Annotated in this window: 10 protein-coding genes and 5 pseudogenes; 5 read left to right on the top strand and 10 right to left on the bottom strand. The window is 71.2% G+C overall.

Translation table 11 applies throughout. The features are described from left to right. Nucleotides 1-58 precede the first annotated feature (58 nt). Both mfd and ACRQ5B_RS01235 read left to right on the top strand, forming a co-directional pair. A pseudogene (gene mfd / locus ACRQ5B_RS01240) lies at nt 59-3,708 on the top strand (transcription-repair coupling factor). Between the two features lie 6 nt (nt 3,709-3,714). Continuing rightward, a complete protein-coding gene (locus ACRQ5B_RS01235) occupies nt 3,715-4,539 on the top strand; it encodes a metal-dependent hydrolase (protein ID WP_432396143.1) in 825 nt (274 codons plus the stop codon). Nucleotides 4,540-4,644: 105 nt separating this feature from the next. On the opposite strand, the gene ACRQ5B_RS01230 is transcribed toward ACRQ5B_RS01235, so the two are convergent. The 6 genes and pseudogenes from ACRQ5B_RS01230 to nirB all read right to left on the bottom strand — a co-directional run bounded on the left by ACRQ5B_RS01230 (nt 4,645) and on the right by nirB (nt 11,552). Next, nucleotides 4,645-4,878, bottom strand: coding sequence for a hypothetical protein (locus tag ACRQ5B_RS01230; RefSeq protein WP_432396141.1), 234 nt, complete (start codon nt 4,876-4,878; stop codon nt 4,645-4,647). Nucleotides 4,879-4,940: 62 nt separating this feature from the next. Then, nucleotides 4,941-5,672: a deoxyribose-phosphate aldolase gene (gene deoC / locus ACRQ5B_RS01225; RefSeq protein WP_364136913.1), complete on the bottom strand. Its 732-nt coding sequence runs from the start codon at nt 5,670-5,672 to the stop codon at nt 4,941-4,943. A 111-nt stretch (nt 5,673-5,783) separates the two neighbouring features. Continuing rightward, entirely contained in the window at nt 5,784-6,659 is an 876-nt protein-coding gene (locus tag ACRQ5B_RS01220; protein WP_432396138.1) for an FAD-dependent oxidoreductase, read from the bottom strand. A 151-nt stretch (nt 6,660-6,810) separates the two neighbouring features. Beyond that, nucleotides 6,811-7,952, bottom strand: a pseudogene (locus ACRQ5B_RS01215) (uroporphyrinogen-III synthase). Between the two features lie 5 nt (nt 7,953-7,957). Beyond that, nucleotides 7,958-8,983, bottom strand: a complete 1,026-nt coding sequence (gene cobA / locus ACRQ5B_RS01210; protein WP_432396135.1) for a uroporphyrinogen-III C-methyltransferase — start codon at nt 8,981-8,983, stop codon at nt 7,958-7,960. Then, nucleotides 8,983-11,552, bottom strand: a pseudogene (gene nirB / locus ACRQ5B_RS01205) (nitrite reductase large subunit NirB). Before nirB ends, cobA begins: the two are co-directional and overlap by 1 nt. A 363-nt stretch (nt 11,553-11,915) precedes the next feature. Between nirB and nirD the strand changes: the two are divergent. Beyond that, nucleotides 11,916-12,299: a nitrite reductase small subunit NirD gene (nirD, locus tag ACRQ5B_RS01200; protein ID WP_432396132.1), complete on the top strand. Its 384-nt coding sequence runs from the start codon at nt 11,916-11,918 to the stop codon at nt 12,297-12,299. Between the two features lie 22 nt (nt 12,300-12,321). Here nirD and ACRQ5B_RS01195 read toward each other — a convergent pair. Next, nucleotides 12,322-14,101: pseudogene (locus ACRQ5B_RS01195) on the bottom strand (phospho-sugar mutase). Between the two features lie 175 nt (nt 14,102-14,276). Here ACRQ5B_RS01195 and ACRQ5B_RS01190 point away from each other — a divergent pair. Beyond that, nucleotides 14,277-14,756, top strand: coding sequence for an RrF2 family transcriptional regulator (locus ACRQ5B_RS01190; protein WP_432396129.1), 480 nt, complete (start codon nt 14,277-14,279; stop codon nt 14,754-14,756). A gap of 10 nt (nt 14,757-14,766) precedes the next feature. On the opposite strand, the gene ACRQ5B_RS01185 is transcribed toward ACRQ5B_RS01190, so the two are convergent. Then, nucleotides 14,767-15,585, bottom strand: a complete 819-nt coding sequence (locus tag ACRQ5B_RS01185; RefSeq protein ID WP_432396126.1) for a purine-nucleoside phosphorylase — start codon at nt 15,583-15,585, stop codon at nt 14,767-14,769. An 83-nt stretch (nt 15,586-15,668) separates the two neighbouring features. Here ACRQ5B_RS01185 and ACRQ5B_RS01180 point away from each other — a divergent pair. Beyond that, nucleotides 15,669-17,083, top strand: a pseudogene (locus tag ACRQ5B_RS01180) (NAD(P)H-quinone dehydrogenase). Here ACRQ5B_RS01180 and ACRQ5B_RS01175 read toward each other — a convergent pair. Both ACRQ5B_RS01175 and ACRQ5B_RS01170 read right to left on the bottom strand, forming a co-directional pair. Further along, entirely contained in the window at nt 17,034-18,587 is a 1,554-nt protein-coding gene (locus ACRQ5B_RS01175) for an aldehyde dehydrogenase family protein (RefSeq protein WP_432396123.1), read from the bottom strand. The pseudogene ACRQ5B_RS01180 and the gene ACRQ5B_RS01175 overlap by 50 nt on opposite strands. Nucleotides 18,588-18,715: 128 nt before the next feature. Beyond that, a complete protein-coding gene (locus tag ACRQ5B_RS01170) occupies nt 18,716-19,582 on the bottom strand; it encodes a right-handed parallel beta-helix repeat-containing protein (protein ID WP_432396121.1) in 867 nt (288 codons plus the stop codon). Nucleotides 19,583-19,729 lie beyond the last annotated feature (147 nt).

The following is a 19,729-nucleotide window of genomic DNA, read 5'->3' as shown; positions in this document are numbered from 1 at the left end:
GCGAATTCCGGGTATTCGTGTTGCCTGCACGTCAGCGATCAGTTCAGGAGTTTCCGCCATGAGCCTTCCCGGCCCCTCACTTTCCGGCCTGCGGCGCGTCCTCGCCCGGGACTCAACCTTCGCCCGGGTGCAGGCCGAGGCGTCACGGCCGGTCTCCGCCCGCAGCGAGGGCTACCAGCTCAGCGCCCCGGCCGGACTGCGCGCGGCCCTGCTCGCCGAGGTTTCGGACGGCCTGCTCTCTTCCGGCGCCGCCGGCGCAGAAGGCACGGCCGCGGCCGCCCCCGTCGTGTTGGCCGTGACCGCCACCGGGCGTGAGGCGGAGGACCTGGTGCAGGCCCTGGACGCGTTCCTGCCCGCCGGCAGCATCGCCGAATTCCCCAGCTGGGAGACCCTCCCGCACGAGCGGCTCTCCCCGCGCTCGGACACCGTCGGCCGCCGCCTCTCCGTGCTGCGCCGGCTGGCCCACCCGGAGGCCTCCGGCACGCCGCTGCGCGTCGTCGTCGCTCCCGTCCGCGCCGTCGTGCAGCCGATCGTGGCGGGGCTCGGCGAGCTGGTGCCCGTGACCCTGACCGTGGGCCAGGAGGCCCCGTTCGGGGACGTGGTGAAGAACCTCGCGGCCGCCGCCTACGCCCGGGTGGACATGGTCACCCGGCGCGGCGAGTTCGCCGTCCGCGGCGGCATGCTGGACGTCTTCCCGCCCACCGAGGACCACCCCATCCGGGTGGAGTTCTTCGGCGACGAGGTCGAGCAGATGCGCTGGTTCGCCGTCGCCGACCAGCGCTCGCTGACCGCCCCGGGCGTGCACCACCCCACCGAACTGCACGCCCCGCCGTGCCGCGAAATCCTGATCACCCCCTCCGTGATGTCCCGCGCCGCGACGCTGAAGTCCCAGCTGCCGGCCGCCGCGGACATGCTGGAGAAGATCGCCGGCGGCATCGCCGTCGAGGGCATGGAGTCCCTCGCCCCGGTACTGGTGGACTCGATGGTCCCGTTCGTGGACCAGTTCCCGGCCGGTTCGATCACCGTCGTGATTGAACCCGAGAAGGTCCGCACCCGCGCCCACGACCTCGCCGCCACCAACGAGGAATTCCTCGAGGCGGCCTGGTCCACGGCCTCCGACGGCGGGGCGGCCCCGCTGGACCTGAGCGCCGCCGCGTCCGAGGCGCTGCACTCGGCCAGCTTCCGGTCCCTGGCCGAGACCCGCGCCACCGCGCTGGAGCACCAGGTGTCATGGTGGTCGATCAGCTCCCTGGCCAGCGACGAGGAGTTGCTGCCGGACATCGACGTCGTGAACCTGCACGCCCGCGAACCGCGCGGCTACCAGGGCGATGTCGCCGAGATGATGGACTTCATCGGCTCGCACGTGCGCGACCAGTGGCGGATCGTGGTCGCCACCGAGGGCCCCGGCCCCGCGCAGCGCCTCGCCGAACTCTTCCATGACAACGACATCCCCTGCGCCCGGGTCGAGACCCTGGAAGCCGAGCCGCAGCCGGGCCTGATTGAGGTCACCACCGCGTGCGTGGGCCGCGGCTTCGTCCTGGACGGGCTCAAGACCGCGCTGCTGACCGAGGCGGACCTGCTGGGCCGCACCTCCGCCGGGTCCACCAAGGACATGCGGAAGATGCCCTCCAAGCGGCGCAATGCCGTCGACCCGCTGCAGCTGCTCGCCGGCGACTTCGTGGTGCACGAACAGCACGGCATCGGCCGGTTCGTCGAACTGATCCAGCGCAAGGTAGCCGGTGGTGGCGACGGCGTGCGCGAGTACCTGGTGCTCGAATACGCCCCGTCCAAGCGCGGCGCCCCCGGCGACCGGCTCTTCGTTCCCACCGACCAGCTGGACCAGGTCACCCGCTACGTCGGCGGCGACACCCCGGTGCTGAGCAAGATGGGCGGCTCCGACTGGGCCAGCACCAAGTCCAAGGCGCGCAAGGCCGTCAAGGAGATCGCCGGCGAACTGATCCGGCTCTACTCCGCCCGGATGGCCTCCCGCGGCCACGCCTTCGGCCCTGACACGCCCTGGCAGCGCGAGCTCGAGGAGGCCTTCCCGTACGTGGAGACCCCGGACCAGCTGACCACCATCAACGAGGTCAAGGCGGACATGGAGCGGGAAATCCCGATGGACCGCCTGGTCTCCGGCGACGTCGGCTACGGCAAGACCGAGATCGCCGTCCGGGCCGCGTTCAAGGCCGTCCAGGACGGCAAGCAGGTAGCCGTGCTGGTGCCCACCACCCTGCTCGCCCAGCAGCACTACGAGACGTTCACCGAGCGGTTCTCCGGCTTCCCGCTGCGGGTCCGCCCGCTGTCCCGTTTCCAGGCCGCCAAGGAGGCCAAGGAGACGGCCGAGGGCGTCAAGACCGGCGCCGTCGACGTCGTGATCGGCACCCACCGGCTGCTGTCCAAGGACTTCGAGTTCAAGGACCTGGGCCTGGTGATCGTGGACGAGGAGCAGCGCTTCGGCGTCGAGCACAAGGAGGCGCTGAAGAAGATGCGCACCAACGTGGACGTCCTGGCCATGAGCGCGACGCCGATCCCGCGCACCCTGGAGATGTCGCTTACCGGCATCCGCGAGACCTCCACCCTGGCCACCCCGCCGGAGGAGCGGCACCCGGTGCTGACCTACGTGGGCCCGTACACGGACAAGCAGACCTCCGCCGCGATCCGCCGCGAGCTGATGCGCGAGGGGCAGGTCTTCTTCGTCCACAACCGGGTCTCCACGATCGAGCGCACCGCCGCGAAGATCCGCGAACTCGTGCCCGAGGCGCGCGTGGAGGTGGCGCACGGCAAGATGTCCGAGAGCCGGCTGGAACAGATCATCGTGGACTTCTGGGAGAAGCGCTTCGACGTCCTGGTCTGCACCACCATCATCGAGACCGGCCTGGACATCTCCAACGCCAACACCCTGATCGTCGACGGCGCGGACAAGTACGGGCTCTCGCAGCTGCACCAGCTGCGCGGACGGGTGGGCCGCGGCCGGGAACGCGCCTATGCCTACTTCCTCTACCCCTCGGAGAAGCCCCTGGGCGAGGTGGCGCTGGAGCGGCTCAAGGCCGTGGCCACCCACAATGAGCTTGGCGCCGGCATGCAGCTGGCCATGAAGGACCTCGAGATCCGCGGCGCCGGCAACCTGCTCGGCGGCGAACAGTCCGGCCACATCCAGGGCGTCGGCTTCGACCTCTACATCCGGCTGGTCGGCGAGGCCGTGGCGGATTACCGCGGCGAGGCCGAGGAGAAGGCCGCCGAGATGAAGATCGAGCTGCCGGTCAACGCGCACCTGCCGCACGACTACGTCCCGGGCGAACGGCTCCGCCTGGAGGCCTACCGCAAGCTGGCCGCCGCGCTGACCAACGAAGCCATCGAGGAGGTCGAGGCCGAGCTGGTGGACCGCTACGGCGAGCTGCCGCTGCCCGCGCAGAACCTCGTGGCCGTGGCCCGATTCCGGGTCGGGGCGCGCGAGGCGGGCCTCACCGACGTCGCGCTGCAGGGGAACTTCATCAAGTTCTCCCCGCCCAGCTGCCCGAGTCCAAGCAGATGCGCCTGGCCCGGATGTACCCGGGCTCGCAGACCAAGCCGGCGCTGGACGCGGTGCTGATTCCCAAGCCCAAGACCGCCCGGATCGGCGGCCGCGACCTGCAGGACGCCGAGATCCTGGCCTGGGCCAACAGCGTGATCGAGGCGATCTTCACCGACGCCCCGCCCGCCGCGGGCTAGGCCGTGATGGGAGGACACCACGCCGCGTCAGGTGCCGCGGCGTGGGTGGCGATTGCCTCGACCGGGCCGTACACGCTCGGCTGGTACCCGCTGGATCCCGCCGGGATCGTTATCGGCGGGATGGCGACGGCGGGGACGGCGCTGATCTGCGACTGGGACCACCGCTCGTCCACGGTGGCGCACGCGCTGCCGCCGCTTTCGAACCTGATCGCCGTCGGGATCGAGAACGCCTCCGGCGGGCACCGCCAGGGCACCCACTCGGTGCTGGGGGCGGCGTTCTTCGTGCTGCTCGCCGCGCTGGCCGGGAAGATCCAGCTGCAGACCGACTGGGGCCTGCTCTCGGTGGGCGCCGGGCTGCTGTGCATGTTCCTGATCAACATCGCCGCGAAGGCGCTGAAGCTCTTCCCAAAGTACGGGGTGGTCAGCAACTGGATCTTCGCGCTCACCATGGCCGGGCTGGTGACTTGGTTCGCCCCGCACCAGTGGTCCTGGCTGCCGGTGTCCATGCTGACCGGCGTGCTGGTGCACATCATCGGGGACATGATCACCACCGGGGGAGTGCCGCTGCTGTGGCCGATCGTGGTCAAACCGCCGAAGTTCCTGCGCAAGCTGCCGCTGGTCAAGGACGTCTGGAAGGCCAACGGGGCGTTCTCCATCCCGCTCCTGGGCCGGGCCGGTTCGCGGCGCGAGTGGCTGGTGCTGATCCCCGTCGGCGCCTACGCCATGGTGGGGATGTGCGTCGCCGCCGTCGACGTCGCCCGCGGGCACTTCCCGGCGGCGGTCGCCTTCGGCTCCGCCGTCGTCGGCCGACTGCTCGGCACGGGAAGCTAGCCGCCGGCGGCGGCGCCGCGGGCAGAAAGCGCCGCGCCCGTCCGGAACCGGCCGTTAAACGACTGAAGCCCCGGCGGACCGGGGCTTCAGTGCGTTGGACGAGGCTTAGTGTTCGCCGGCCGAGTCCGAGCGGCCGGTGATGGTCTGCGGGATCCAGAACGCCAGGGCGAACAGCACCAGGCAGGCAAGCATCGGCCAGGGGTTGCCCAGGGTCAGGAACGACAGCGAGTACAGGGCACCGAAGAAGAGCGCCATCATGATGACAAACAGCACCACGCTGGATGCCAGGTTGTTCTCGCCCCGACGGGTCTTGGCGGTCTTGCCGTTGTTGCTGGACATTCGTTCCTCCTCGGCCCCGCGGGGCTGTAAAAACTGTGGCGGCGTGCTTTCCGGTGCGGCGCTCAGTACGCGGACGAACCCTGTTCGCCCTTGACGATCGCGATGCCGGAACTGGCGCCAATACGTGTTGCACCAGCAGCTATCATAGCCTGCGCGTCGGCGAGGGACCGCACGCCGCCGGAGGCCTTGACGCCCAGGTCCGGTCCCACGGTGCGGCGCATCAGGGTGACGTCCTCGACCGTCGCGCCGCCGCCGTTGAAGCCGGTGGAGGTCTTGACGAAGTCGGCGCCGGCCTCGACGGCGGCCTCGCAGGCGAGGACCTTCTGCGCGTCGTCCAGCAGGGAGGTCTCGATGATGACCTTGAGGATGGCGCCGCCGGCGTGAACGGTCTCGGCCACGGCACGGATGTCGTCGACCAGGGCGCCCTTGTCGCCGGCGCGGGCGGCGGCGATGTTGATCACCATGTCGATCTCGTCCGCGCCGTCGAGCACGGCGCCGCGGGCCTCGAAGGCCTTGACGTCGCTGGGCGTTGCGCCGAGCGGGAAGCCGATCACGGAGCAGGTCAGTACGCCGGATCCCTTGAGGGCGGTCTTGACGGTCTTGACCCAGATCGGGTTCACGCACACGGACTTGAACTGGTACTCCGCGGCCTCGGAGCAGACCTTGAGCACGTCGGCCTCGCCGGCCTCCGGCTTGAGCAGGGTGTGGTCAATGAACGCGGCGATGTTGCCGGTGCCGTGGTGGAGGTCCTGGCCGGTGCCGGAGGCCCCGGCCGTGGTGGCGTCGTTGCTCATGGTGGTCCCTTTCCTGACGGGACGGATCATGGCCGGCCCGGCTGCTGACGCGGCGCGCGTCGTGGCTTCTCAGTGCACCATCTTGCCATATGGGACCATGCCGGCCGGGGCTCAGGCGGCGGCAGCGACGGGGACCTGGAGGCAGGCCTGCACGAGGCCGGCGGCGCAGATGCTGGCGGCCGACCCGGCGGCCACCAGCAGGCCCAGCCGGACCCCGTCGAGCGCCGCGGCGTCGCCGATCGCCCAGATCCCGGGCACGGAGGTGCGGTAGTCGGCGCCCACCAGGATCCCGCCCTGGGCGGCGGTGGCCAGCCCGGCGGTGCGGGCCAGTCCGTCCCGGGAGATCCGCTCCTCGGCGAGGACCACCAGGTCACCGCTCATGCTGGAGCCGTCCTCGAAGACGATGCCGGAGGCCGGCAGTACGGACCCTGCGAGGGTGGGGACGACGGCGGCGGGCCGCAGCGTGGTGCGGACCGGGCGGACGCCGCGGGCCCGCAGCACCGCCTCGGCCTGTCCGGCTGCGGTGCCGGTGCCCACCAGGATGCCGAGCGGCCGCCGACCGAGGACCCGGGTGACGTCCTTGACCGCGTCGCCGAGGGTGCCGGCGTCGTCGATCGTGGAGTAGTTCAGGCACCGGCCCGAGCCCTCGATCGGGGCCAGGGCCGGGGCCGAGCCGGTGGCGATGACCAGCTGGTCGTAGCCGAATTCGAGGCCGTCCGCCGTCGTCACACGCCGCTGCTCGGCGTCGATGAAGCTGGCGGGCTGGCCGAACCGGACCGAGACCTGGGGGAGGACGGCCAGCTCCAGCAGTTCCGCCGGGGCGTCGTCCCGGTTGCTGAGGACCGTGATGGCGCCGCCGAACGGGGTGCGGGTGAGCTGGCGGACCAGGGCCTGCGCCGCCGGACCGGCCCCGGCAATCACGATCCGCGGCGAGGAGGCCACGGTGGTGGAGGCGGTGCTGGCGGCGGAGGTTTTCGGTGCGGACATGTGCTGGCCCTTTCGCTGGCGGGCCTGCTGGTGTGGCCCCTGTTTCTGTTGTTCCCCAGCGTAGGAGGCCGGTTTTTCGCGCACGTTTCTGCGGTGTTGCGGTATTTTCGCTCCCTGTTCGCCAATTGTTACCAGCTGGTAATGGCGTGGCTCACACCCGGAGCCGGTAGCCCCGCTTCACCACAGTTTCCACCAGCGAGGCGTCCGGCAGTGCGGACCGGAGCCTGCTGACCGTCATGTCCAGCGCGTGCACCGAGCCGCGAAGTTCCAGCAGTTCCGAGAGCGACTCCCGGGACAGCACGGCGCCGCCGGCCCCCAGCAGCGCGCGCATCAGCAGCAGCGGCGCGGGCGCCAGTTCCACGGGGTCGCCGTCGATCCGCAGCGACCGGCCGCGCAGCTCCACCGCGCCGGCGGCGGTGTCCAGACGGCGGACGTGGTTCAGGGCCAAGTGTTCGCAGACCAGCCGGATCAGCGCGCCCATCCGGAACCGTTCCGGCACCAGCGGCTGCACGCCGGCGTCGACCAGCGGCTGGGCAGTGATTGGGCCCACGACGGCGGTGGCCACCGTGGTCTTCAGCGCCGCGACCAGTTGCTTGTACAGGCCCATCTCGTGCGCGGTGCTCCACAGTGCGTCGACGGCGGGGGCGGAGGTGAAGGTCAGGACGTCGAGGCTGCCGTTGCAGGCGGCCTCGATCAGCTTGGGCAGCCGGCCGGCGCCCTCGGGTTTGACCCAGCGGTAGGGGGTGACGGTCATGACGTTCGCCCCGGACATCCGGAGCCGCTCCAGCTGCCGGACGTCGGTGTAGCCGTGCAGCTGGACGGCGACGGTCTTGCCGCGGACCCCTCGGCCAGCAACATGTCCACCAGGGTTGCGGTGGTCTCGTCGCTGCTGATCCCGACGTCGGCCAGGCCGGCCGCGCGCACGGCGCCGCGGGCCTTGGGCCCGCGGACGAACATCCGCGTGGCGCCCAGGGTCTCCAGCAGCTGGTCGCCGATGCCGAAGCTGTCCGCCGCCTCGCACCAGCGGCGCATGCCGTAGGCGGTGGTGGCGATGCACAGCTGCGGCCGGGCCTCGATAATGGCGCGGCTGTCCTCGATCAGCCCGTGGTCCTCCTGCACCGGGGCGATCTTCAGCGCCGGGGCGTGCAGCACCTCGGCGCCGCGGCGCTCCAGGGCCTCGATCAGGTCCTGCGAGCGGCGGTGGGAGGTGACACCGATCCGGAAGCCTTCCAGCGGCTGGTCGGCGGATCCGGCGGCGTCCGTGGCGGTGCCGGCCAGGCTGTTCACGGTCACGGCGCTCACGCCCCGACCAGGGACGCCGCGAGGCGGTCCAGTTCGGCAGCGGCGGCGTCGCAACCCCGGTTCGCCTCCGCGACCCGGACCACCTCGCCGATCACCAGGACGGCGGGGTTGGCGCAGCCGGCCGCGGCCGTGGTGATGCCGCCCAGGTCCGCGATGGTGGTGCGCTGGCCGGGCTGGTAGCCGCGCTCGATCACCGCCACCGGCATGTCCGCGCGCATCCCGGCCCGGCGCAGCCCGGCCGCCAGCTGGTGCAGCGTGCCGATGCCCATCAGCACCACGATGGTCCCGCCGAGCCCGGCCAGGTGCCGGTGCTCGTCTTCGGTCAGCGGGGCATGGCCGGAGACCACTGTGAACAGGCGGCTGACCTCGCGGTGGGTGACCGGGATGCCCGCGGCGGCCGGGACGGAGACGGCGCTGGTGACCCCGGAAATGACCCGGACGGGCAGCCCGGCGCGCACGCAGGCGGCCACCTCCTCGCCGCCGCGGCCAAAGACGTACGGGTCGCCGCCCTTGAGCCGGACCACGTTCGCTCCGGCCAGGGCGGCGGCGACCATCAGCTCCTCGATGCCGGCCTGGCTGACCTTGTGGTGGCCGGGGGTCTTGCCCACGTCCACCAGGTCCGCGGTGGTCAGGGACGGCAGGTCCTGGTGCGGTGCCAGCCGGTCGTAGAAGACCACGTCGGCGTCACGCAGGGCGGCCACCGCGGCGACGGTCAGGAGCTCTCCGGCGCCGGGGCCGCCGCCCACCAGGGTGACGTGCCCGGCCGGACCGGCCGCGGGTTCGGCGGCGATCGGAACCCCGGCGGCGCGGAAGCGGTCCAGGCGGGCCGGCCAGCCGGGCTGGCCGTCGTCCACCGCGGCCACCAGGAAGGGCAGCGGACCCGGGGCCGCCGGGGCGTCCGGGCCGGTGAGGCGGCCCACGACGGCGCCGGCGGCCCGGTAGCGCAGGACGGCCTGCCGGGCGGCGGCGTCGGAGCCGGCGACCAGGACGGTCCGGCCGGTGAGTTCGATGCTGAGCTGCATTAGACCCTGCTTTCGGTGGGTTCGCCGGCGGCGGGGCCGGCCGACCTGACGGGGATGGTCGTGGCGATCAGCCGGGAGCGTTTCTCTTCCGCGGTGGCGGGCCGCATCTGGCCGCGCTCGTCGGGGACCAGGGTGATGGAGTCGTCCTTCTGGTCCGGCGCGTTGACGAAGGAGCGGAAGCGGCGCAGCCGGTCCGGGTCCTGCAGGGTTTCGGCCCACTCGTCGACGTAGGTGTCCACGTGTTTGGCCATGGCTGCCTCCAGGTCCGCGGCGATGCCCAGGCTGTCGTGCACCACCACGTCCTCGACGTGGCGGATGCCGCCGTCGAGCTCCTCCTGCCAGCGGGCGGTGCGCTGCAGCCGGTCGGCGGTGCGGATGTAGTACATGAAGTAGCGGTCGATGTAGCGGATCAGCGTCTCGTCGTCGAGGTCCTTGGCGAGCAGCTGGGCGTGCGCCGGGGTGGCGCCTCCGTTGCCGCCGACGTAGAGGTTCCAGCCGTCCGCGGTGGCGATCACGCCGACGTCCTTGCCGCGGGCCTCTGCGCATTCGCGGGCGCAGCCGGAGACCCCCATCTTCAGCTTGTGCGGGCTGCGCAAACCGCGGTACCGGAGTTCCAGGCGGATGGCCATGGCCACCGAATCCTGCACCCCGAAGCGGCACCAGGTGGACCCGACGCAGGACTTCACGGTGCGCAGGCTCTTGCCGTAGGCCTGGCCGGATTCGAACCCGGCGTCCACCAGCAGCTTCCAGATCTCCGGGAGTTGTTCCAGTCGGGCGCCGAACATGTCGATCCGCTGGCCGCCGGTGATCTTCGTGTACAGGCCGTACTGTTCGGCGACGGCGGCGATCACGCCGAGTTTCTGCGGCGTGATCTCACCGCCGGCGATCCGCGGCACCACCGAGTAAGTGCCGTCCTTTTGCATGTTCGCCAGGGCCCGGTCGTTGGTGTCCTGCAGGGTGCCGCGGCCGGCGTCGAGGACGTAGGCGCCGTGCTGGCTGGCGAGGATGTTGGCAATGGTGGGCTTACAGATATCGCAGCCCTCACCGCTGCCGTAGCGGGCCATGACGTCCTCGAAGGAGGTCAGTTCCAGGACCCGGATGGCGTCGAAGAGTTCCTGGCGGGAGAGTCCGATGTGTTCGCACAGCGCCGTGGAGACCTCGACGCCGGACTTGGTGAGTTCGCCGTCGAGGAGCTTCTTGAGCATCGGGACGCAGGATCCGCAGCTGGTGCCGGCGCGGGTGCAGCCTTTGAGCCCGGGCAGGTCCCGCACCGGTTCGCTGCCCTCGCAGGTGCCGCAGCCGTTGACGGCGTCGCGGATGGTCCCGGCGGCCACGTTGTTGCAGGAGCAGAGGATGGCGTCGTCGGGCAGTTCGGCAGCGAGGGCGTCGACCCCGCCGCCGCCGGCCGCGGTGAGGTAGGCGCCGGGTTCGGCCGGCAGTGCGCGGCCCAGCAGCGGCCGCAGCGCGGTGTACGGGGCGGCGTCGCCGACAAAGATCCCGCCGAGCAGGGTGGTGGCGTCGTCGGTGGTGACGATCTTTTGGTAGACGCCGCGGGCCGGGTCCGCATAGACGATCTCCAGCGCGTGGTCGGTGCGGGCGAAGGCGTCGCCGAAGCTTGCGACGTCGACGCCGGAGAGCTTGAGTTTGGTCGCGGTGTCGAAGCCGTGGAAGGTCGCGGCGCCGCCGTGCAGCCGGTCCGCGACGATTTCCGCCATCGTGTTCGCCGGTGCCACCAGGCCCAGGCACATGCCGCCGAAGTTGGCCACCTCGCCGATCGCCCAGATCCCGGGGACCTCGGTGCGGCAGTCCTCGCCGATGACGACGCCGCCGCGCGGGCCGAGCTGGAACTGTTGGGGCCCGCCGTCGCCGGCCCGGAACAGCTCGTCGCGGGGCCGCACGCCGACAGCGGTGATGACGATGTCGGCATCGACCACGCGCCCGTCCGCCAGCAGCACGCCGGTGACCGCGCCGGCGTCGTCGGCGAGCACCTCGGCGGGGAAGACGCCGCCGTGGACGGTGAAGCCTTTGGCCTCGATCAGCCGGCCGAGGGCCTGGCCGGCGCCCTCGTCCAGCTGGGTGTTCATCAGCCAGGGGAGCCGTTGATGACGATCGGGTTGGCGCCGAGCTGGGCGGTGCCGGCCGCCGCCTCCAGGCCCAGCAGCCCGCCGCCGATGGTGACAGCGTTGACCGTGCGGCCCAGCGCCGCGGTGAGGTCCGCAATTTCCTGGTTGATGGCCCGGACGTCCTCCAGGGTGCGGTAGACGTGGGTGTGTTCGGCGCCCGGGATGGGCAGGCGGGCCGCGTCCGAGCCGGTCGCAACCACCAGCTCGTCGTAGGGGTAGACGGTGCCGGCGGCGGTCTGGACGGTTTTCGCGGCGGTGTCGATGCCGGTGGCGCGCTCGCCGGTCCGGAGCGTGAGCGCCTCGTGCTCCCACAGGGAGGCCTCGCCCAGGGTGAGGTCCACGCCGGTATCGGTCAGCGCCCTGCTCAGCGCCACCCGGTCGTAGGGCAGGTGGGCCTCCTCGGTCAGCACGGTGATCTGCCAGCCCGCCAGGCCGCGGGCGTGCATTGCCTCGACGAAACGGTGGGCTGCGGGGCCGCCGCCGGCGACGACGACGCGCCTCGCCGTGGCGGGTGCGGGGGAGGAGGAGCTGGGGCTGGCGGTCTGTCCGGTCACGGGTGGCCTTTCGTTGGGCCGCAGGCGGTGTGCTGCAACATCTCCGGCCAGCCTAGGCAGCGGCAGTTTCGCGTCAGTTTCCCGAATGTTTCGTGGTCTTAACTTCTGCATCACGGACGGGTTTCGGCCCGGGTGAGGTCTCTTTTACCGGCCGGACACATGGGCCTTATGCGGCCGTTACACGATAGTCCTAGCGTTGGGGCATGGCCGCAGTGGCTGCCGGAAAACCGGAAAGCAAGCAGGGAGGAGCCCCGGATGACTGCCGTACTGGATGACGCGGCCCGCAGTTTTGCGGAGCAGATGGCGGGAACGCACGGGACCGGGTGGCACCGGGTCTGCGCGGTGCAGGACCTGGAACCGGGCTGGGGTGAGGCGGCGCTGGTCGCGGGGCGGCAGGTGGCCGTGTTCCGCACGGCCGGCGGTGAGGTTTTCGCCGTCGACCACGCCGATCCGGCCACCGGCGCGCACGTCATGGCCCGGGGAATTACCGGGTCGCGGGGGACCAGGCGGACCCTCGCGTCCCCGTTGCACAAGGAGGTCTACGACGTGCTGACCGGGGAGTGCCTCGGCAACCCGGAGCTGCGCCTGGCCACCTACCCCGCGCGGGCTGTCGACGGCTTCATCGAAATCCGGCTGTAGCCCCGCAGGGCAGCCCGAGGGTTTAGAGGCCCAGGGCCTCGCGCACGTCGGCCAGCACGGCGTCCAGCGCGGCGCGGGCCTCCTGCCGGGCCTGGGGCAGGCCGGCGGCGGATTCCAGGCCCCGGATCACCTCCAGGTAGCACTTGAGCTTCGGCTCGGTGCCGCTGGGCCGGATGATCACGCGGCTGCCGTCGCGGGTCAGGTAGAGCAGGCCGTCGGTGGGCGGAAGCTGTTCGCTGCCCTCGGCCAGGTCCGCGGCGGTCTCCACGGCGGAGCCGCCGAAGGATTCCGGCGGGCTGACCCTCAGCCGGTTCATCATGGCGTCCAGCAGGCCCAGGTCCGCCACCCGGATGCTGAGCTGGTCGCTGGCGTGCAGGCCGTGCACCAGATACAGCTCGTCGAGGGTGTCGAAGATGGTCCGGCCGGCGGCCTTGGCCGCGGCGGCGAGTTCGGCGATCAGCACGGCGGCGGAGATGCCGTCCTTGTCGCGGACCAGGGACGGGGCCACGCAGTAGCCCAGGGCCTCCTCGTAGCCGTAGAGCAGGTGCGGGACACGCGCGATCCACTTGAAACCGGTGAGGGTCTCCTTGTGCTCGTAGCCGGCGGCGGTGGCCACACGGGCCAGCAGCCGGGACGAAACGATGGAATTGGCGAACACACCGGCGGTCTCGCCGTCCTGCGCGGCGCCCGCGGCGCCTGCCTGCACAGCCCCCGCCGTCGGCCGCGAGCCGGGCGGCCACGTGCGCGCCCAGCAGGGCGCCCACCTCGTCGCCGCGCAGCATCCGCCAGGCGCCGGTGTCCGGGTCCTTGGCCGCCACCGCGGCGCGGTCGGCGTCGGGGTCGTTGGCGATCACGATGTCCGCGTCCACCCGGGCCGCGGTCTCCAGCGCCAGGTCAAGGGCGCCGGGTTCCTCGGGGTTGGGGAAGCTGACGGTGGGGAAATCCGGGTCCGGGAGGGCCTGCTCGGTGACCAGGGTGACGTCCGCGAAGCCGGCGGCGTTCAGCACGGCGACGGCGGTTTCCCCGCCCACGCCGTGCATGGGGGTCAGGACGATCTTCAGGTCGCGGGCCGGGAAGTGCTCCGGCATCACCAGCGCCGCGACGGAGGCCTGGTAGTCGGTGGCGATGGAGGGCTCCAGGACCGTCCAGCCGTCCCCGGCGAGGGCGATCGAATCCAGTGCGCCGACGGCGTCGATCTCGGCGGCGATCCGGGCGTCGTAGGGTGCCACGATCTGGGCGCCGCGGCCGGACTCCTCGACGGCGTGCCGGCCCAGGTAAACCTTGTACCCGTTGTCCTGCGGGGGGTTGTGGCTGGCGGTGACCATCACGCCGCCGTCGCAGTCCAGGGCGCGGACGGCGTAGGCCAGCAGCGGGGTGGGCAGCGCGGCGGGCATTAGGAACGTCTCGATGCCGGCGGCGGTGAAGATGGCGGCGGTCTCGCGGGCGAACACGTCCGAGTTATGCCGGGCGTCGTAGCCGACGACGGCGCGCGGCCGGGTGCCGGCGGCGGCCTGGCCGACGGCGCCGGTGAGGAAGACGGCGAGCCCGGCGGCGGCGCGCCGGACCACCACGCGGTTCATCCGGTTCGGGCCCGGGCCGAGGGCGGCGCGCAGGCCGGCCGTGCCGAACTCCAGGGTGCCGCTGAAGCTGTCCGCGAGTTCCTGGCGGGCCCCGGGGGCGCCTTCCTCGGTGAGGCGGATGAGCTCGGCCAGGGCGGCGGCGGTGGCCGGATCCGGGTCCTGTCCGGCCCAGGCGCGGGCTTCGCCCAGGAGATCGTTCAGTGCGGCATCGGAAGACGTCATGGATACCAAACTAGCGGCAAACCGGGGGCCGGCGCGCCGCGACAAGCGCGCGCGGCCTTACAGTTCCATTACGTCCGGACCCTCCGCAGGGCTTGCTCAGGATTGCCGCAGGAGAGCCCCACCGGGCCCCTTGGCCCGTTGACACCCCAATTTCCGGACACATAGCGTCTGGAATATGAGGATGGGGCGAGGGGTGGAGTGGGCGCTGCATGCGTGCGTCGCCATGTCCTGGACCCCCGTGGGAGAGGCCGTCAACAGCGGCCGATTGGCGGCCCTGTACGACCTGCCCGCCGCCTACCTGAACAAACAGCTGCAGGCGCTGGTCAGGGAGGGCATCCTGGTCTCGGTCTCGGGCCCGCGCGGCGGGTTCGCGCTGGCCCGGCGGCCGGATGCCATCACCGTCCTGGACGTGGTGCTGGCCATCGAGGGCCAGGAACCGGCCTTCCGCTGCGAGGGCATCCTGGGCAATGTCCCGGGCGGCGGGGAGCGGGACGACTTCACCCGGTCCTGCCTGGTCTCCCAGACTATGCGGCAGGCGGAACTGGTGTGGCGGCAGACCCTGGCCCGGCAGACCATCGCCGGGATCGCCGACTCGATGGAGCGGCGGTTCCCGGAGGACCGGGCCAGGACCGTGGCGCGGTTGGCGGCAGGCTGAGCCGGTCCGCTTAGAGCTTGGCGATGATCTCCGCGAGCAGCTTGGAGATGCGCGGGCCCGCGGCCTGGCCGGCCTCGAGGACCTCTTCGTGGCTCAGCGGAACCGGGCTGATGCCGGCGGCGAGGTTGGTCACCAGCGAGATGCCGAAGACCTCCATGCCCGCGTGACGTGCGGCGATGGCCTCCAGCGCGGTGGACATGCCCACCAGAGAGGCGCCGATCCGCTTGGCGTACTGCACCTCGGCCGGGGTCTCGTAGTGCGGGCCGGTGAACTGCGCGTAGACGCCCTCGTCCAGGCTGGAATCCACTTCGCGGGCCAGACGTCGGATCCGGGAGGAGTAGAGGTCGGTCAGATCCACGAACGTGGCGCCCTCCAGCGGGGAGGTGGCGGTGAGGTTGATGTGGTCGCTGATCAGCACCGGGGTGCCGGGAGCCCAGTCCTCGTTTAGGCCCCCGCAGCCGTTGGTCAGGACCAGGGTCTTGCAGCCGGCGGCGGCGGCGGTCCGGACCCCGTGCACCACGGCGCGGACGCCCTTGCCCTCGTAGTAGTGCGTGCGGGCGCCGAGCACCAGGGCGCGCTTGCCCTCGCGGGTGAGAACCGAGCGGATGGTGCCCACGTGGCCCACCACCGACGGGGCGGAGAAGCCAGGGACCTCGTCCGCGGACAGGGTGGCGGTGGTCTCGCCGATCAGTTCGGCGGCGTCCCCCCAGCCCGAGCCCAGCACCAGGGCGATGTCGTGGCTGTCGACGCCGGTCTCCTCCGCGATGTAGTCGGCGGCGGCGCGGGCGGCGTCGAAGGGGTCAGTGTTCAGGAATTCCGTGTTGCTCACTGGAACAAGCTACCCTGCCGCCCCCGCGCTGCCCAGCACCGTGGCTTGGTGGCGCCGGTCCGGATGATGGACAATGGATGATTGTGACTACGCATCCCGATTTCAGTGCACCCCGTATCGCGATTCTCGGCGGAGGGCCGGGTGGCTACGAGGCGGCCATGGTCGCCGCCTCGCTGGGAGCGCAGGTCACCATCATCGAGCGCGCCGGCCTCGGCGGCTCCGCCGTACTCACCGACGTCGTTCCCTCCAAGACCCTCATCGCCACCGCGGACCTGATGACCCGCGTGGGCGAGGCGGGGAGCTGGGCGTGAAGTTCGACGTCGACGGCGGCGACTGCATGCCCACCATGCGCGCTGACCTCAAGCACATCAATGACCGGCTCCTGGGCCTTGCCCGGCAGCAGTCCGCCGACATCCAGCGCGGTCTCGAAGGTCAGAACGTTCGCGTCATGCTCGGCTCCGGAAAGATGCTCGACAACCACACGCTCGAGGTCCTGACCGCGGACGGCGTGGAGACGGTCGAGGCGGACGCGATCCTGCTCGCCGTCGGTGCCCACCCGCGCGAACTGCCCACCGCCCGCCCGGACGGCGAACGCATCCTGAACTGGGCGCAGATCTACAACCTTGACGAGCTGCCCGAGGAACTGATCGTGGTGGGCTCCGGCGTCACCGGCGCCGAATTCGCCTCCGCGTACAACGGCCTGGGTTCCAAGGTCACGCTGATCTCCTCCCGCGACCGGGTCCTCCCCGGCTCCGACGCGGACGCCGCCGAGGTCCTCGAGGGTGTCTTCGAACGCCGCGGCGTCACCGTGCTGTCCCGGGCCCGCGCCGAGACCGTGGAACGCACGGACGACGGCGTCGTGGTCACCCTCGCGGACGGCTCCACCGTCCGCGGCAGCCACTGCCTGGTGGCGGTCGGCTCCATCCCGAACACCGACGGGATCGGACTGGAGGAGGCGGGCGTCGCGCTGACCGAGAGCGGCCACATCAAGGTCGACGGCGTCTCGCGCACCACCGCCCCGAACATCTACGCCGCCGGTGACTGCACCGGCGTCCTGGCTCTGGCCTCCGTCGCCGCCATGCAGGGCCGGATCGCCATCGCCCATTTCCTCGGCGACAGCGTCGCCCCGCTGAAGCTGCACCAGGTGGCCTCCAACATCTTCACCTCGCCCGAGATCGCCAACGTGGGCGTATCCGAGGCGGACATCGACTCCGGCAAGTACCAGGGCGACGTCGTCAAGCTCTCGCTGCGCAGCAACGCCCGCGCCAAGATGCGCAACCACCGCGACGGCTTCATCAAGATCTTCGCGCGGAAGGGCTCCGGCACCGTGATCGGCGGCGTCGTGGTGGGCCCGAACGCCTCCGAGCTGATCTTCCCGATCTCGCTGGCCGTGACGCAGAAGATGCACGTCGACGACGTCGCGAGCACCTTCACGGTCTACCCGTCCCTCAGCGGATCGATCTCCGAGGCGGCCCGCCGCCTGCACGTGCACATGTAGCACCGCTCCGTCCCGGTCCGAACGCCGGCGCCCCGGGCGGCCCGCTCCTAAAACGGGTAGGGCGCGATCTCCGGCCGCATGGTGAGCCACTGGATCTCGGTGAAGGACTCCATGTTGGCGTGATGGCCGCCGATCCGTGAGCCGTTGCCGGAGTTCTTCGTGCCGCCGAAGGGGAGTTGGCCTCGTCGGAGACTGTCTGTTCGTTGATGTGGACCTTGCCGGAGTCCAGCCGGTCGGCGATGGTCATGGCCAGGCCCACGTCGCCCAGGATGCCGATCGAGAGGCCGTATTCGTTGTCGTTGGCCAGCGCCACGGCCTCGTCCACGGTGGAGAACTTCATCACCGGGGCCACCGGGCCGAAGATCTCGTCCTTCCAGGCGGGGCTGTCCGTGTCCAGGTCCACCAGGACGGCCGGCTGGTAGAAGCGGCCGTCGTGGGTGCCGCCCGCGGCGAGCTTCGCGCCGGCAGCGACGGCGTCCTGGACGATCCCGTCCACCCGCTGCAACTGGCGTTCGTCGATCACCGGCCCGAGCGCCACGGTGCCGCTCTTCGGGTCGCCCACGGGCAGGTGGGCGGCCTTCTCGGAGAGGGCTGCGACGTAGTCGTCGTAGATGTCCTCGTGCACGATGTGCCGGCCGGCGGCCATGCAGATCTGGCCCTGGTGCATGAAGGACCCGAACGCCGCGGCGGAGGCCGCCTTGGCGATGTCCGCCCCGGGCAGCACGATCAGGGCGTTGTTGCCGCCCAGTTCCAGGTGGGCGCGCTTGAGCAGCCGGCCGGCGGTCTCGCCGATCTTCCGCCCGGCCGCCGTCGAACCCGTGAACGCGATGACGCTCACCTCCTCGGCCTCGACGACGGCGGCACCCACCTCCGCGCCGCCGGGCAGGAGCGAGAGAAGCCCCGGCGGGAGCCCGGCCTCCTCGAAGATGCGGATGACGCTGACGCCGCCGCACACCGTGGTCCGCGGGTCCGGCTTGAGTAGCACGGCGTTGCCGAGGGCCAGGGCCGGGGCGACGGCGCGGATGGAGAGGATCAGCGGGAAGTTGAACGGGGCGATCACGGAGACGACGCCGACGGGCCGGCGGCGGGCAAAGGACCAGCGGTTTTCGTTGGAGGTCAGGACGTCACCGGCCGGCAGCGAAGGCAGTGCGGAGGCCTCGTAGCATTCGTTGGCGGCGATGTGGGTTTCCAGGCCGGCCTTGGGAGGGATGCCGCCGGATTCGCGGACGATCCAGTCCTGGATGTCGGCGGCGTGCTCCTCCCAGAGCTGCCCGGCGCGGCGCAGGACGGCGGCGCGCTCCTCCGGGTTCCGGGCGGCCCATTCCTTCTGCGCCTTCGCCGCCGTGGCGGCGGCCTCCCGGACGTCATCCACCGAGGCGACCCCGTAGCTGCCCAGCTCCTCGCCCGTGGCCGGTTCGACGGCCGTGCCGGTCCCGCCGCCCCCGTCGCGCCAGCCGTTGAGGTAGATCTTGCCGTTCCAGAGGGCGGAGTCGAGCAGGGACATTCGTTGTCCTTTCGGCGTTCCGGACGGCGGGCGTCCGGCAGATGGGTGGTCCGGGGTCGGTTCCCGTCCATCACATGCTGTCCGGACACCGCCGTCAAGAGCCGTTTCACGCTAGGTGCGCGGTGCCGTCAGCCGGCGTTGACGAACTTGATGCACTGCCCCTGGTTCTTGAATGACGGCAGGAAGGACTTCCAGCCGTCGTCCTTGCAGGCCTGTGCCGAGAGGGGGACGACCGCTTTCTCTCCGGTCCGCTGGTCCCAGGCGCTCATGCCGTTGTTCGCGGCGCTGAGGGCGGCCATGGACGGGTAGCGGCCGGCCTCCGTCGATCCAAAAACGACGAAGCCCCACTCGCTCGGTTGGGCGGCGTCGCCGGGGCGGTTGCCCTGGAAGGTGAAGTTGGCGTTATCGATCAGGAAGTCGCCCTTGGTGTTGTAGAGGGTGTTCCCCTCGATCAGGCCGCTGCCGTTCGGGTTCAGGTAGGCGCCGCTGCGGAGGGAGTGGAAGGTGTTTCCGCTGACGGTGAGTCCGGGGATGCCGCCCTGGGTGACGAGTCCGCGGTTGGTCACCCAGCCGCTCATGGGCAGCGCCTGGGCCGGTCCGAACACGGTGTTGCCGGAAATGGTGACGTCCGCGGCGCCCACCTGGATGAATTCCTTGGGGTAGGGGACGTCGCTGGTGATGGTCAGGTTCGTCAGGGATGCGCCCGCCCCGGTGACCAGGACGGTCACGGCGTTTGCGGTCTGGGTCAGGGTGGCGCCGCCGGAGCCGGTGACGGTGACGTCTTTGGTGATCACCGTGGTGCCGGCGACGGTCAGCGGACCTTGGACCTGGATGGTGTCGCCGGGCGCCGAGGCGTCGACGGCGGACTGGATGGTGCTGAAGTCGCAGCCGGCGGTGCAGACGGTGCGCAGTTCGGCGGCGGTGGCGGCGGGTGCGCCGACGCCGGCTCCGACGACTCCGGCGGACAGCAGCAGGGCAAGAAGTGGCTTTTTCAAAGGTTCCCCCAGTGATGGAATGGCCGGCGCCGTGCTCGACGTCGGCGGGCCCGGCGCAAGCACCTGAGCGGTTCCGGCGGCGGGAGTTCAGGCAACCCTAGATCACGCCCGCGGCGGGATACGGAAAGCCGGGTACTTGTTTCTCAC

This window comes from Pseudarthrobacter sp. L19, assembly GCF_050859435.1.
GTDB lineage: Bacteria > Actinomycetota > Actinomycetes > Actinomycetales > Micrococcaceae > Arthrobacter.
The sequence above is the reverse complement of the archived record's forward strand: the minus strand, read 5'-3'. Positions and strand labels throughout refer to the sequence as shown.

What these genes read in the sequence shown, in the direction of transcription:
- ACRQ5B_RS01220 (WP_432396138.1), bottom strand. Translation starts at nt 6,659, where the DNA reads ATGTCCGCACCGAAAACCTCCGCCGCCAGCACCGCCTCCACCACCGTG.
- ACRQ5B_RS01190 (WP_432396129.1), top strand. Translation starts at nt 14,277, where the DNA reads ATGAGGATGGGGCGAGGGGTGGAGTGGGCGCTGCATGCGTGCGTCGCC.
- ACRQ5B_RS01235 (WP_432396143.1), top strand. Translation starts at nt 3,715, where the DNA reads ATGGGAGGACACCACGCCGCGTCAGGTGCCGCGGCGTGGGTGGCGATT.
- deoC (WP_364136913.1), bottom strand. Translation starts at nt 5,672, where the DNA reads ATGAGCAACGACGCCACCACGGCCGGGGCCTCCGGCACCGGCCAGGAC.
- ACRQ5B_RS01175 (WP_432396123.1), bottom strand. Translation starts at nt 18,587, where the DNA reads ATGTCCCTGCTCGACTCCGCCCTCTGGAACGGCAAGATCTACCTCAAC.
- ACRQ5B_RS01230 (WP_432396141.1), bottom strand. Translation starts at nt 4,878, where the DNA reads ATGTCCAGCAACAACGGCAAGACCGCCAAGACCCGTCGGGGCGAGAAC.
- cobA (WP_432396135.1), bottom strand. Translation starts at nt 8,983, where the DNA reads ATGCAGCTCAGCATCGAACTCACCGGCCGGACCGTCCTGGTCGCCGGC.
- nirD (WP_432396132.1), top strand. Translation starts at nt 11,916, where the DNA reads ATGACTGCCGTACTGGATGACGCGGCCCGCAGTTTTGCGGAGCAGATG.